Source organism: Streptomyces macrosporus (assembly GCF_039533145.1).
GTDB lineage: Bacteria > Actinomycetota > Actinomycetes > Streptomycetales > Streptomycetaceae > Streptomyces > Streptomyces macrosporus.
The window spans coordinates 200,053-213,257 of record NZ_BAAASZ010000020.1 but is presented as its reverse complement, the minus strand read 5'-3'; the positions used below and the strand labels follow the sequence as shown (position 1 = coordinate 213,257).

The window sequence follows — 13,205 nt, the reverse complement described above, 5'->3', positions numbered from 1 at the left end:
TCAGGTGTTGCTGGTGCCCCAGTCGTCGTCGAACGGCGTCTGCTGTCCGGCGCCGCGGCCCCGCAGCGAGCGCACCTTGTCCGAGACCGTGCCGGGCAGCCGGTCCCCCATCCGCTCGGAGACCGTTTCGAGGGCCTTGCCGGCCATCCGACGGCCGTTGGTCGTGGCGGACTCGTAGGCGTTGCGCACCGCGGGGTTCTCCATGAACTGCCGCGCGGTCTTGCGCAGTTGCTCGTACCTCTCGCGTCCGGCCCGCGTGCCGAGCACGTACCCGACGGCCATCCCTACGACGAACGTGAGCCGGTAGCGCATGGCTCCACCCTCTCCTCAGGCATCTCTCCCTCACACCCCCCTGGACCGGGGTGCGCGCCGCGGTCCGCGGCGGACATCCCACGAGTACCCCGAGGGCCGGGGCGAATACCGATTTCAGAGCACCCCCCGGCATGCGCTACTGTATTCCTCGCCAGCAGGGAACGCCCCCCGGGAAACCGGGAAGGCGGTTCCGAGCAGAGCATTCCCCTGTAGCTCAATTGGCAGAGCAGCCGGCTGTTAACCGGCAGGTTACTGGTTCGAGTCCAGTCGGGGGAGCAGTGAGAGAGGGGCTCCGAACGGGGCCCCTCTCGGCGTATCGAGCGATCTTCCGGGTAAGCGCTCCGCGTCGCGGCGAAAGCCGACAACCCGGTGATCACGGGCCTCAACGGTCGTTGCCTCCCCCGGCACGGGCGGGAGATCGTATGAGCGGCTATGCTGCGGCAGACGGCGCGCACAGATGTGCGTGACGCGCCGTCCCGGGGCGGTAGCTCAGCCGGTTAGAGCAGCGGACTCATAATCCGTCGGCCGTGGGTTCGAGTCCCACCCGCCCCACCCACCGGACTTTCGGCGGGGCCGCCGAGGGCGTCCGACACTCCCCCGGCCTCCGGGCCACGCCCCTCCCTCTCGGAGACCGTTTCCCGCCCGGGTTCCCCGCGCGGGGTGGACGGGCTCCGCCGCCCCCGGGCCACGGCTCCCCCCTCCTCGCGAGGGCCGGAGAGCCGCACTGACCAGCGACGACGTGCACCTGCCCGGCCGGAAAGCGGCCCCTTTGTGAGAAACTTTCCGCCCGTAGCCGTACGGGCTCGTCCGCCTCCGTCGCCGGTCCCAGGGCCCGCCCGACCCGCTTCCCACGGGAGAGAGCCTTGTCCATGAAACGCACCCCGCTTCCGGGGGTCGGTGTCCAGTACGACGTCACCACCCACTCCGGGCAGCACCTGTCCATCGTCGTCCACCAGGACGGGCGGCGCTTCCTCGGGTTCTACTCGGCCGACGACCCCGACAACTGCCAGGCGTCCTTCAAGCTCGACCCCGACGAGGCGGCGTCGCTCGCCGCCCTGATCGCGCCCGACAGGGGGCCGGACCTGGCCGTGGGCGAACTGGACCTGGCCACCGAGCGCATCCCGGTCACCACCAAGTCCCCGTACCGGGGACGGCCGCTGGGCGACACCCGCGCCCGCACCCGCACCGGCGCGTCCATCGTCGCCGTGCTGCGCCGCACCGCTCCGCACCCCGCCCCGGGCCCGGACTTCCGGCTGGAGGCGGGGGACATCCTCGTGGTCGTGGGCACCCGCGAGGGCGTCGAGGAACTCGCCCAGATCATCACGGGGGGCTGAGTATGCACGACACCACCATCCTGCTCGTCGAACTGGGCGCCATCATCCTCGGACTCGGTCTCATCGGACGCTTCGCCGGGCGGATCGGGCTGTCCGCGATCCCGCTGTACCTGCTGGTCGGACTCGCCTTCGGCAAAGGCGGTTTCCTGCCCCTCAGCGCCAGCGAGGAGTTCGTCGCGATCGCCGCCGAGATCGGCGTGATCCTGCTGCTGCTCCTGCTCGGCCTGGAGTACAGCGCCTCGGAACTCGTCGACAACCTCAAGACGCAGTACCCCTCCGGGGCGGTGGACTTCGTCCTCAACGCCACCCCCGGAGCCATCGCCGCCCTGATCATGGGGTGGGGCCCGGTGGCCGCCGTGGCCCTGGCCGGCGTCACCTGGATCTCCTCCTCCGGCGTCATCGCCAAGGTCCTCACCGACCTGGGCCGCCTCGGCAACCGCGAGACCCCCGTCATCCTCGGCGTCCTCGTCATGGAGGACCTGGCGATGGCCCTCTACCTGCCGATCCTGACCACCCTGCTGGCCGGGGTCGGCCTGGCGGGCGGCAGCATCACCCTCATCGTCGCGCTGGGCACGGTCGGCCTGGTCCTGTACCTCGCGCTGCGCCACGGGCGGCTGATCAGCAAGGCGGTCTCCTCCGACAACCCCGAGCTGCTGCTGCTGGTGGTGCTCGGCCTGACCCTGCTGATCGCCGGCATCGCCCAGCGCCTGCACGTCTCCGCCGCCGTCGGCGCGTTCCTCGTCGGCATCGCCCTGTCCGGGGAGGTCGCCGAGAACACCCACCGGCTGTTCGCGCCGCTGCGCGACCTGTTCGCGGCCGTCTTCTTCGTCTTCTTCGGCCTGTCCACCGACCCGACCGACATCCCGCCCGTGCTGCTCCCGGCGCTGATCCTGGCGGTGGTGACCGCCGTCACCAAGGTGATCACCGGCTGGTACGCGGCGCGGCGCGCGGGCATCTCCCCGCGCGGACGGCTGCGCGCGGGCGGCGCCCTGGTGGCGCGCGGCGAGTTCTCCATCGTCATCGCCGGTCTGGCCGCCGGAGTCTCCAGCGACATCAGGCCGTTGGCCACCGCGTACGTCCTGCTGCTGGTGATCCTCGGACCGCTCGCCGCCCGCTGGACCGAGCCCCTGGTCCGCACCGTGTTCCCGCGGCTGCTGCGCCCGGTTCCGGAGCGGGGCGCGGAGACGACGTCGGTCTCGCAGGCGCGGACCGCCCCCGCCCCGGAGGGGCTTCAGTCCCCCGGCGGTCAGTGAGCCGTCCGGTGAGGCATCATGTCCCTCCATGGGGATAGTCGCCGGTCTGGACAGTTCGTCCGAGTACACCCGCATCGTCGTCTGTGACACCGACACCGGTGCCGTCATCAGACAGGGATACGCCCCGCATCCCGTGCCGAGCGGCACGGACGGCGGGGACGGCGCAGAGGGCGCGGCCACGGGCAGGCGCACCGAGATCGACCCGCAGGCGTGGCTGCTCTCGCTCGGCGAGGCGGCGGCCGGCGGACTGCTGGAGGGCGTCCAGGCGATCGGCGTCTCGGCCCAGCAGCACGGTCTGGTCCCGCTCGACGAGACCGGCACCCCGGTGCGGCCCGCGCTGGTCGGCAACGACAAGCGGGCGCAGACCGCGGCGGCCGACCTGATCGACGCGCTCGGCGGACGCGCGGCGTGGGCGCAGGCGGTGGGGATCGTGCCGCAGGCGGCGCAGCCGGTGGCGAAGCTGCGGTGGCTGGCGCGGCAGGAGCCCCACGCGGCACAGCGCGTGGCCGAGGTGCTCCAGCCGCACGACTGGCTGGTCTGGCAGCTCCTGGGGCGCCCCGCCCGGCGCACCACCGACCGCGGCGACGCCTCGGGGACGGGCTACTGGTCGGCGGCGACCGAGTCCTGGCGGCCCGACCTGGCGGAGCTGGCGCTCGGCCGGCCGGTGCGGCTGCCGGAGGTGATCGGCCCGGCCGAGGCCGCCGGGCAGACCCCGGAGGGGCTGCTGATCTCGGCCGGCACCGGCGAGACGATGGCCGCCGCCTTCGGGCTGGGGGTCGGCATCGGCGACGCGGTGGTCTCCCTCGGGGCGTCCGGGTCGGTCTTCTCCGTCCACCACCAGGCGCCGGCGGAGCCGACCGGCATGATCACCTCGCTCGCCGACGCCACCGGGATGCACCTGCCGGTGGTGTACACGCTCAACGCCGTACGGGCGCTGCGCGGCACCGCCGACCTGCTCGGCACCGACCTGGAGGGGTTGTCGGCGCTGGCGCTGAAGTCCACGCCGGGCTCGTACGGGCTGGTGCTGCTGCCCTATCTGGAGGGCGAGCGCACCCCGGACCTGCCGCACACCGCGGGCACCCTGAGCGGACTGCGACGGGAGAGCATGAAGCCGGAGCACCTGGCGCGCGCCGCGTTCGAGGGGATGCTGTGCGGACTCGCGGACGCCCTGGACGTCCTGCGGGGCAGGGGCGTGGCGGTCGACCGGGTCTTCCTGCTGGGCCCCGCCGCCGAACTCCCGGCCGTCCAGGCGATCGCCCCGGCCCTGCTGGGGGCGCAGGTGGTGGTCCCGCAGCCCGCGGACTACACGGCCCTGGGCGCCGCCCGTCAGGCCGCCTGGGCGCTGGGGGTGGCCCAGGGCACGCTCTCGCCGCAGCAGCCCCCGCTGTGGCCCGCGCCCGCCGGCCAGGTCTTCGAACCGGGCGAGGAGTTGGCGGTGGGTCAGGCGGTGCGGCAGCAGTACGTGACCGTGCGGGAGCAGACGCACCCGGGGGCGTTCGGCTGAGTCCGGGCGGGGCCCGCGGCCCCGCCCGGCCCTCCCGTCCGGCTCAGTCCAGATAGCCCCTGAGCTGCTCCGCGTACGCGTGGTCGCGGAGCTTGCCGAGGGTCTTGGACTCGATCTGGCGGATGCGTTCGCGGGTGACGCCGAAGAGGCGGCCGATCTCCTCCAGCGTGCGGGGACGGCCGTCGTCGAGGCCGTAGCGGAGCTGGACGACCTTGCGCTCGCGCTCGCCGAGGGTGGACAGGACCGCCTCCAGGTGCTCGCGCAGCAGCAGGAAGGCGGCGGACTCCATGGGCGAGGGGGCGTCGCCGTCCTCGATCAGGTCGCCGAGGTTGACGTCCTCCTCCTCGCCCACCGGCGCGTGCAGCGACACCGGTTCCTGGGCGAGGCGCAGCACCTCGCTGACCCGTTCCCCCGTCAGGTCGAGCTGGGCCGCGACCTCCTCGGGCGTCGGCTCGTAGCCGCGCTCCTGGAGGATGCGGCGCTGGACGCGGACGACGCGGTTGATCAGCTCCACGACGTGGACCGGGACCCGGATGGTGCGGGCCTGGTCGGCCAGGGCCCGCGACATCGCCTGGCGGATCCACCAGGTGGCGTAGGTGGAGAACTTGTAGCCCCGGGTGTAGTCGAACTTCTCCACGGCCCGGATCAGGCCCAGGTTGCCCTCCTGGACCAGGTCGAGCATGGTCAGCCCGCGGCCGACGTACCGCTTGGCGACGGAGACCACCAGGCGGAGGTTGGCCTCGATCAGGCGGCGCTTGGCCATCCGGCCCATCACCACCAGCCGGTCGAGGTCGAGGGCGAGGCGGTCGTCGAGGTCGGGGGTGTTGCCGAGCTTCTCCTCGGCGAACAGGCCCGCCTCGACGCGGCGGGCGAGTTCGACCTCCTCGGCGGCCGACAGCAGGGGGATGCGGCCGATCTCGCGCAGGTACTGGCGGAAGAGGTCGGCGGAGGGGCCGGCGCCCTCGGAGCGCACCGGCGCGGCGAGGGGGGTCTCGGCGGCCGGGGCGAGGACGTCCTCCCGCTCCGGGACCGCCTCGGGATGGTCGGGCGGAAGGGCGGCCAGGTCCGCGGCGGAGGGAACGGGCGGAGGGGCCGGAGCGTTCGGAACGGACGGGGGCACGGTTGCGGTAGGGGCGGCGAGGGCCGCGCTGGCCAGGGTCCGGGTCTGCACGGGGGCGGCCTCCAAGCTGATCGCCGCCGGTTGGCGGGCGACACGCGAGACGAGGACGGAGACGGCCACGCCGCCGTCCGTCCCTGGGCGGGTGAGCGGCTCTCCGGGAGATTCACGCTCCGAGGACTCAGGCACCACCCCCAGTGTGCGGTACGACACACTCCGGCCACGAGAGTCGTGCGCCCGGTTTTTGCATCCACCGTGACCGGGCGCGTGCGGAACGCTACGGAAGGGGGCCGCCGGACCGGCGGGCCGCGGCGCTCAGCCCCAGAGGGCGGCGGCGCCGCGGTCGCGCAGGGCGCGGCCGTACCGCTCCAGCGTCCACAGCTGCTCGGCGACGGCCGTCTGGCCCTGGTCGCCGCTGTTGACCATGCGCTCGAAGGTGCTGCGCAGCTCGGCGATCCTGCGGTTGACCGCCTCCAGCCGCACCTTGACCAGGAACTCGCCGGCGTAACCCTCGTCGGGCTCGCGGGAGGTGCGCAGCGGCTCCACGCTCAGCTCGGTGATCAGCGACCGCACCGTGTCGTCCGGGGCGGCGTCGCGCACCCGGACGAGGTACTGCCCGTCGGCCCCCTCCACTCCCCCGGCCTTCTCGATGGCCTCGCGCACCGCGGCGTAGGGGGCGGCGGTGAACTCGTCGGAGCCGTAGGCGTCGAAGAGCGGCGAGACCAACTGCGGGAACTGCAACGCCAGTTTGAGCAGCTCGCGCTCGGCCAGCCGCTGGGGGGTGCGCAGGTCGAGCCGGGGGCCGCGCGGGGCCGGGCCGGACGGCCGCTCCGGCACGGGCGGGCCGGCGGGGCGGTGCTGCGGGCCGCCGGAGCCGGCGGCGCGGCGCTCGCGCTCCCAGCGGGCGAGCTGCCCCACCCGCCGTACGACGAACTCGGTGTCGAGGATGCCCAGCAGCCCGGCCAGGCGGACGGCGTACTGGTGCTGGATCGCGCCGTCCTTGATCCGGGCGACGATCGGCGCGGCCTCCTCCAGGGCGGCGGCGCGGCCCTCGGCGGTCTCCAGGTTGTGCTGCCCGGTGACCGAGCGGATGGCGAACTCGAACAGCGGGGAGCGGCCCTCCACCAGGGACCGCACCGCCTCGTCGCCCTCGGCCAGCCGCAGCTCGCACGGGTCCATGCCGCCGGGGGTGACGGCGATGGAGGTGCGGGCGGCGAACTTCTGGTCGTCCTCGAAGGCGCGCAGGGCGGCCTTCTGCCCGGCCGCGTCGCCGTCGAAGGTGAAGACCACCTCCGAGCGGGAGTTGTCCATCAGCAGCCGCCGCAGGATCTTGACGTGCTCGCCGCCGAAGGCGGTGCCGCAGGTGGCGATGGCGCTGGTCACCCCGGCCAGGTGGCAGGCCATCACGTCCGTGTAGCCCTCGACGACCACGGCCCGGCCCGTCTTGGCGATCTCCCGCTTGGCCAGGTCGATGCCGTACAGCACCTGGGACTTGCGGTAGATCGCCGTCTCGGGGGTGTTGAGGTACTTCGGCCCGTTGTCGTCCTCGCGCAGCTTGCGGGCGCCGAAGCCGACGACCTCGCCGGTGATGTCGCGGATGGGCCACATCAGCCGGCCGCGGAAGCGGTCGATGGGCCGTCCGTTGCGGCTCTCCTGGGCGAGCCCGGCCAGGATCAGCTCCTTGTCGCTGAAGCCCTTGCCGCGCAGGAAGCGGGTCAGGTGGTCCCAGCCGGCCGGGGCGTAGCCGACGCCGAAGTGCGCCGCGGCCTCCTGGTCGAAGCCGCGTTCGGCCAGGAAGCGGCGGCCGATCTCGGCCTCGGGCGAGTCCAGCCGCTCGGCGTAGAACGCGGCGGCGGCCTTGTGGGCCTGGACCAGCCGGATGCGTTCGCCCTGCTGGCGGCCGGGCGCGTAGCCGCCCTCCTCGTAGCGCAGGGTGATCCCGGCCTGGGAGGCGAGCCGCTCGACGGCCTCGGAGAAGGAGAGGTGGTCCACCTTCATCACGAAGTCGAGGGTGTCGCCGCCGGCCTGGCAGCCGAAGCAGTGGTAGAGGCCCTTGCTCGGACTGACGTGGAAGGAGGGGGACTTCTCGTCGTGGAAGGGGCACAGGCCCTTGAGGTTGCCGCCGCCCGCCGGGCGGAGCTGGAGGTACTCGGAGACGACGGCGTCGATCGGGACCGCGTCCCGCACGGCCTTCACGTCGTCGTCGTTGATCCTGCCCGCCACGGCAGAAGTCTACGGCGCGCCCCCGACACCCCCGCCCCGCGGGCATCGGCCGACCCGTCTGTAACGATCGGCCGTCCCGCGCCATTACCCGGTGACACGACAACCGGAGGAACGGAGGTGCGGCCGGTGTCCGACGACGCGGCACGCTTCACCGCCATGTACGACGCCTGCCGACAACGCGTGTGGGCGTACGTCGTCAGCCGTGCGGGCCGGCAGGTGGCCGAGGAGGTGGTGAGCGAGACCTTCGCCGTGGCGTGGCGCCGGTTCGGCGACGTGCCGTGCCCGCCCCTGCCGTGGCTGCTCACCGTGGCGCGCAACGTCCTGCGCGACACCGTGCGCGCCGAGGTCCGCCGGGCCTCGCTCGCCGCGGAGCTGCGGGAGTGGGCCGAGCCGGCGGAGGACGACATAGCCGAGGAGGTGGCCGACCGGATGGCGCTGCGCCGCGCGCTGGCCTCGCTGAGCGAGGAGGACCGGGAGGTCCTCGTCCTCGCCGCCTGGCAGGGGCTGAGCCCGCGGGAGGCCGCGCGGGTCGTCGGCTGTTCCGCCGCCGCCATGCGGGTGCGGCTGCACCGGGCCCGCAAGCGGTTGGCCAGGGCCGCCGGGAGCGGCGCCGCACCGGTACGTTCCGCCGCGCCCCTCCGGGTGCGGACCGCAGGAGAGGACGCTTGAGATGAAGCACGACGTCATGCGGCGGCTGGCCGCGGCGCGTCCCGGCCACCTCGACCCCGACCGGCCGGTCGACCCCGAGGTGCGCGCCCGGGAGCTCGACCGGGCGATGCTCTCGGCCCGCGCGGAGGAGGGCGCGGAACGGGCGCCGGCCGCGAAGCCGGCACGGCGGCCCCTGTGGCGGCCCCGCCCGGTGTGGGGCGCGGCCCTGACGGCGACGGCGGCCGCGGTGGCCGCGGCGGTGATCGTCTCCGGCACGCCCGGCGTGGAGGGGGTGCGGCCCGGCGGGACGGACGTCGCGCGGCGGACGCTCGGTCCCTCCCAGGTGCTGCTGGCGGCGGCCTCCGACGTGGAGCGGACGCCGGACGCGTCGGGCGCGTACTGGTACCAGGAGGAGCGCCACGGCTCGCTGCGGGAGGTCCCCGGCGAGGGCTACACGCTCGACGTCCGGCGCCTGTCGCGGAGGTGGATCGCCGCCGGCACCGACGAGCAGTGGTCGCAGGACATCGACCTCGGCGCCCGGCCCGCGAGCCCGGCCGACGAGGAGGCCTGGCGCGCCGACGGGTCGCCGAAGGAGTGGGACCTCACGCCCCCCGACGCGCCGGACGGCGCGGAGCGGGAGATCGTCACCCACAAGGGCGAGGGCCTGATCGACGCCGACGCACCGGGCGGCATCGCGGACAGCGGTCGCATGGGCGATTTCGACACGGCCGAGCTGCCCACCCTGTCCACCGAGCCCGAGAAGCTCCGCACCCAGTTGACCGCGCTGGTCGACCGGCACTACAACGGGCCGCCGCGGATCATGGCCGAGCTGCTGCTCCGGACCACCGTCCACCTCGCGTTCGACATGCCCGCCACGCCCCGGCAGCGCGCCGCCGCCTACCGGTTGCTGGCGACCCTGCCCGGGGTGCGGGACCTGGGGGAGACCGAGACCCGCGACGGCCGGACCGGGAAGGCGGTCGCGATCGAGTCCCGGACCGGCGACGACGAGGAGCGGCTGTTCTTCGACCCCGCCACCGGGGCGCCCATGGCCAGGGAGTACGTGGCGGTCACGGCCCACGACGGCCGTGAGCCGGGGGAGGTGCTCGGCTACACCCTCATCACGGAGATGACCTGGACGGACCGGAAGCCGCCGTTCGACGAGGACCGGCGGCCCGGCCCGGCCGGCCCGGAGGCCGAACGGGTCGAGAAGCCCGAGCCCGAACCGGCCGACGAGCGCTGAGGCCCTCCGGCTTCCGCCGCCCCCGCCCCGTCCGCGCCCGCGCGCCGACGGGGCGGACGGCGTGTCACCGCGCGGCGGCCTCCCCCTTCTCCCCGGCGTCCCCGATCTCCCCGACGATCTCCCTGACGATCTCCCTGACGAAGACGTGGTGGGGGCCGACGCCCTCGATGACGAACTCCTCCCCGCGCACCGTGAAGCCGTGGTGCTCGTAGAAGCCGCGCGCGACGGTGCGGCCGTTGCACCACAGCACCCGGGCGCCGCGCGCGGCGGCCTCGGCGGTGCCCGCGCGCAGCACGGCCGCGCCGAAGCCCCGGCCCCGGGCGGCCGGCGCACTGGCCATGCCCCGGAAGCGGTACGCGGACGCGGCGGCGGCGCTGCCCGGCTCGGCGTCCGGGAGCGGGTCGGGGAAGAAGGTGCCGCAGCCCAGGACGGCCGGGGCGTCCCCGGCGTAGGCGGCGATGTGGAACGTGTCCGGGCCGGCGTCCTCGGGGAAGACCGCCGACTCGCGCGGCAGTCCCGGCCGCAGCACCTCCCACCGCAGGTCGAAGACCTCGGAGACGGGCACCACGGCGGTGCGGATCACGGGATTGTTCATGCGCGCCACGCTACGGCGCGCACCGGGGCGGCGGGCCGGGTCAGCCGCCGGTCAGGGACTCCAGGGGGACCGAGGGGTCGGCCAGCCGCTCCGGGTCCACCGGCTCGCCGGAGCGGACGAGCCGCTGGATCGGGTCGGTGACGTCCCAGACGTTCATGTTCAGTCCGGCCAGCACCCTCTCCTCGCGCAGCCAGAACGCGATGAACTCCCGCTTGCCGACGTCGCCGCGGACCACCACCTGGTCGTAGGAGCCCGGGGGCGCCCAGCCGGAGTACTCCATGCCCATGTCGTACTGGTCGGAGAAGAAGTACGGGATCCGGTCGTGGACCACCTCCCGGCCGAGCATGGCGCGGGCGGCGGCCGGACCCCCGTCGAGGGCGTTGGCCCAGTGCTCGACGCGCAGTCGGGTGCCGAACAGCGGGTGGTGGAAGGCCGCGACGTCGCCCGCGGCGTAGACGTTCGGGTCGGAGGTGCGCAGGGAGGCGTCCACGGCGATGCCGCCGACGGGCTCCTCGGCCAGCTCCAGCCCGGCGGCCCGGGCGAGCGAGACCCGGGGGGCGGCGCCGATGGCGGCGAGCACGGCGTGCGCCGGGTGCTCGTCGCCGTCCTCGGTGCGGACGGCCAGGACCTGGCTGTCCTGGCCGACGATCTCGGTGATCCCGGTGCCGAAGCGGAAGCGGACGCCGTGCTCGCGGTGCAGGTCGGCCAGGACGGTGCCCAGTTCGGGGCCGAGGACGGGGTGCAGGGGGGTGGGCCGCGGCTCGATGACGGTGACCTCGGCGCCGTAGGTGCGGGCGACGGCGGCCACCTCCAGGCCGATCCAGCCCGCCCCGGCGACGACCAGGTGGCCGTTGTCGCGGCCGAGCCCGGCCAGTGTGCCGCGCAGCCGGTCCGCGTGCGCCAGGCGCCGCAGGTGGTGGACGCCGGCCAGGTCGGTGCCGGGGACGTCCAGGCGGCGCGGTTCGGCGCCGGTGGCCAGCAGCAGGGCGTCGTAGCGGATTCGGGTGCCGTCGCCGAGTTCCACGGTCCCGGCCTCGCGGTCGAGGCGGACGGCGGGCTGGCCGAGGTGGAGTTCGATCTCGGCTCCCGCGTACCAGGTGGGTTCGTGGACGAAGACGCTCTCCCGTTCGGCGGTGCCGGCGAGGTACCCCTTGGAGAGCGGGGGCCGTTCGTAGGGGTGGTCGCGTTCGTCGCCGATCAGGATGACGCGGCCGGTGAACCCCTCGGCCCGCAGGGTCTCGGCCGCCTTGGCCCCGGCCAGGCCGCCGCCGACGATGACGAACGTGCGATGTGCGTCGACCACGTGCTCCTCCTCGCTGCGCTGCCCCCCTACCGGTATGCGTCCCCGTGAGCGTGCCGCATCAGCCGCGCCGCCGGAAAGGAGCGAGGATGAGCGGTTCGGGTGTATCGGGTGGACGTTCCTCCGTGGGTCCCCCACGGGTCCTTCCCGTCCGCCGTCCCCGTCACGCCGCTTCCGCGCACCGGTCTCACGGCCGGTCTCACACAGCGGTACGGGTCGAGGCGTGGAGCAGTCGGCGGGCCGTCAGGGCGAGGGAGAGTTCGGCGACCTCGTGCGGACGGCCGAGCGACCGGCCGGTGAGCTGTTCGAAGCGGCGCAGCCGGTTGAGGACGGTGTTGCGGTGGCAGAACAGCCTGCCCCCGGCCCGCCGCGCCGACCCGTCGCACTCCAGCCACGCCGTCAGGGTGTCCAGCAGCAGGTCCCGGTCGCCGCTCTCCAGCCGCAGCACGGGTCCCAGCACCCGTTCGGCCAGTGCCGAGGCCAGGTCGGGCGAGGAGACCAGCAGGGCCGCCGGGAGGTGTTCGTCCAGCAGGACCGGCTCGCTTCCGGGCGCGGCGGAGCGCAGCGCGGTCTCGGCGAACCGGCGGGCGTCGCCGACCGCGGTCAGGCCGTCCACGGCGGAGCCGATGCCGGTGCGCGTGCCGGGCAGGGCGGGCAGGGCGGCGGCCAGCGCCGCCAGGGGGGCCGCGCCGCGGTCCCCGCCGTCGCCGCCGGCCTTGCCGTCGGCCCTGCCGCTGCCGTCGTCGAGCAGGACGATGCCCAGGTCGGCGTCGGAGCGGGTGTGCCACAGGACGCGCGTCCCGGTCGGGACGCGGGAGCGGATCGTCGCCCGGTGGGCCTCCCGGCCGGGACCGGCCACGACCACCACCGCGTACCGGCCGCGTTCGGGCAGGCCCAGCGTCTCGGAGACCTCCGACAGGTCGGCGACGCGCATGGTGCCCTCCAGCAGGGCCTCGGCCATCAGCCGCCGGCGGTTCTCGCGCCGCCAGGTCAGGCGCCGTTCGGTCTGCCGGTACGCCTCGGTGACCACCGCGCAGTGCTCGTCGACGAAGTCCCACACCTCGGACGCCACGTGGACCAGCAGCCGGGCGCCGTCGGGGTCGCACCGGGTGACCCGGTCCACCAGGGCCTGCCAGACCACGGCGCCGCCGAGCCGGAAGGCGCGCAGCAGGGCGTCCAGCGGCAGCCCCTGTTCGGCGCGCTCGGCGCCGATCTGCCAGGAGCAGCGCCGGGCGGCGTCGCGCAGTTCCCTCGGGCGCAGCAGGGAGCCCACGTTGTGCCGCAGCGAGCGGTGGACCTCGTGCCACAGCTCGTCCTGGTCCACCGACGCGGCGCGGTAGGCCGGTTCCTCCCTGCGCAGCAGCGCGACCATGCGGTCGGTGAGCCGGGGCAGTTCGTCCATCAGGGGGCGGGCGGCCCGGTGCAGCACGGCCACGGCCTCCGCGTTCACAGGGGGACGTACGACGGGGTGCATCACGGTCCTCCACCTGGCGGGCATCAGGGGGCTGATGCCGCATTGTGGACGGGCCGGGTCCGGGATGCCAGAGGTCTGCCAACATCGCTTAGCGACCGCTCAGTTTCCCAGGTGTTCCGGCCTGTGCGCACCCTCCGTCAGGGGGTGTGCCCCCTGTGGCGCCACATCTTTCAAGGCGGCTTCCGAAGCGGCCGGGGGGGGGCGG

At 74.5% G+C, this 13,205-nt stretch carries 11 protein-coding genes and 2 tRNA genes; 7 read left to right on the top strand and 6 right to left on the bottom strand.

Annotated features, from left to right (window positions below):
* The gene (locus ABD335_RS13000) at positions 1–312 is read right to left on the bottom strand and encodes a YtxH domain-containing protein (protein WP_344322434.1); all 312 of its coding nucleotides are present in this window, start codon (positions 310–312) and stop codon (positions 1–3) included.
* 203 nt (positions 313–515) lie between these two features.
* Here ABD335_RS13000 and ABD335_RS12995 point away from each other — a divergent pair.
* The 5 genes from ABD335_RS12995 to ABD335_RS12975 all read left to right on the top strand — a co-directional run bounded on the left by ABD335_RS12995 (position 516) and on the right by ABD335_RS12975 (position 4,403).
* Positions 516–588, top strand: a tRNA-Asn gene (locus tag ABD335_RS12995).
* Positions 589–790: 202 nt separating this feature from the next.
* Positions 791–864, top strand: a tRNA-Ile gene (locus tag ABD335_RS12990).
* Between the two features lie 311 nt (positions 865–1,175).
* Positions 1,176–1,646: a cation:proton antiporter regulatory subunit gene (locus tag ABD335_RS12985; protein ID WP_344322433.1), complete on the top strand. Its 471-nt coding sequence runs from the start codon at positions 1,176–1,178 to the stop codon at positions 1,644–1,646.
* A gap of 2 nt (positions 1,647–1,648) precedes the next feature.
* Complete coding sequence (locus tag ABD335_RS12980) at positions 1,649–2,899, top strand: cation:proton antiporter (RefSeq protein WP_344322432.1); 1,251 nt, start codon at positions 1,649–1,651, stop codon at positions 2,897–2,899.
* A gap of 28 nt (positions 2,900–2,927) precedes the next feature.
* A complete protein-coding gene (locus ABD335_RS12975) occupies positions 2,928–4,403 on the top strand; it encodes an FGGY family carbohydrate kinase (protein WP_344322431.1) in 1,476 nt (491 codons plus the stop codon).
* A gap of 43 nt (positions 4,404–4,446) precedes the next feature.
* On the opposite strand, the gene ABD335_RS12970 is transcribed toward ABD335_RS12975, so the two are convergent.
* Both ABD335_RS12970 and dnaG read right to left on the bottom strand, forming a co-directional pair.
* The gene (locus tag ABD335_RS12970; RefSeq protein WP_425583624.1) at positions 4,447–5,709 is read right to left on the bottom strand and encodes an RNA polymerase sigma factor; all 1,263 of its coding nucleotides are present in this window, start codon (positions 5,707–5,709) and stop codon (positions 4,447–4,449) included.
* A 126-nt stretch (positions 5,710–5,835) separates the two neighbouring features.
* The gene (dnaG, locus tag ABD335_RS12965) at positions 5,836–7,743 is read right to left on the bottom strand and encodes a DNA primase (protein ID WP_344322429.1); all 1,908 of its coding nucleotides are present in this window, start codon (positions 7,741–7,743) and stop codon (positions 5,836–5,838) included.
* Positions 7,744–7,869: 126 nt separating this feature from the next.
* On the opposite strand from dnaG, the gene ABD335_RS12960 reads away from it, so the two are divergent.
* Positions 7,870–8,412: an RNA polymerase sigma factor gene (locus ABD335_RS12960; protein WP_344322428.1), complete on the top strand. Its 543-nt coding sequence runs from the start codon at positions 7,870–7,872 to the stop codon at positions 8,410–8,412.
* Between the two features lies 1 nt (position 8,413).
* On the top strand, positions 8,414–9,631 hold the full coding sequence (locus ABD335_RS12955) for a CU044_5270 family protein (protein WP_344322427.1): 1,218 nt from the start codon (positions 8,414–8,416) through the stop codon (positions 9,629–9,631).
* 64 nt (positions 9,632–9,695) lie between these two features.
* Here the strand turns inward: ABD335_RS12955 and ABD335_RS12950 are convergent, their stop codons facing one another.
* The 3 genes from ABD335_RS12950 to ABD335_RS12940 all read right to left on the bottom strand — a co-directional run bounded on the left by ABD335_RS12950 (position 9,696) and on the right by ABD335_RS12940 (position 13,000).
* Positions 9,696–10,226: a GNAT family N-acetyltransferase gene (locus ABD335_RS12950; RefSeq protein WP_344322426.1), complete on the bottom strand. Its 531-nt coding sequence runs from the start codon at positions 10,224–10,226 to the stop codon at positions 9,696–9,698.
* A gap of 40 nt (positions 10,227–10,266) precedes the next feature.
* Positions 10,267–11,529, bottom strand: coding sequence for an NAD(P)/FAD-dependent oxidoreductase (locus ABD335_RS12945; protein WP_344322425.1), 1,263 nt, complete (start codon positions 11,527–11,529; stop codon positions 10,267–10,269).
* 196 nt (positions 11,530–11,725) lie between these two features.
* Positions 11,726–13,000: a PucR family transcriptional regulator gene (locus tag ABD335_RS12940; RefSeq protein WP_344322424.1), complete on the bottom strand. Its 1,275-nt coding sequence runs from the start codon at positions 12,998–13,000 to the stop codon at positions 11,726–11,728.
* Positions 13,001–13,205: the final 205 nt, after the last annotated feature.

Excerpts from the sequence above, each read along its gene's own strand:
- ABD335_RS13000 (WP_344322434.1), bottom strand. The coding sequence starts at position 312 with ATGCGCTACCGGCTCACGTTCGTCGTAGGGATGGCCGTCGGGTACGTG.
- ABD335_RS12980 (WP_344322432.1), top strand. The coding sequence starts at position 1,649 with ATGCACGACACCACCATCCTGCTCGTCGAACTGGGCGCCATCATCCTC.
- ABD335_RS12975 (WP_344322431.1), top strand. The coding sequence starts at position 2,928 with ATGGGGATAGTCGCCGGTCTGGACAGTTCGTCCGAGTACACCCGCATC.
- ABD335_RS12955 (WP_344322427.1), top strand. The coding sequence starts at position 8,414 with ATGAAGCACGACGTCATGCGGCGGCTGGCCGCGGCGCGTCCCGGCCAC.
- ABD335_RS12950 (WP_344322426.1), bottom strand. The coding sequence starts at position 10,226 with ATGAACAATCCCGTGATCCGCACCGCCGTGGTGCCCGTCTCCGAGGTC.
- ABD335_RS12940 (WP_344322424.1), bottom strand. The coding sequence starts at position 13,000 with ATGCACCCCGTCGTACGTCCCCCTGTGAACGCGGAGGCCGTGGCCGTG.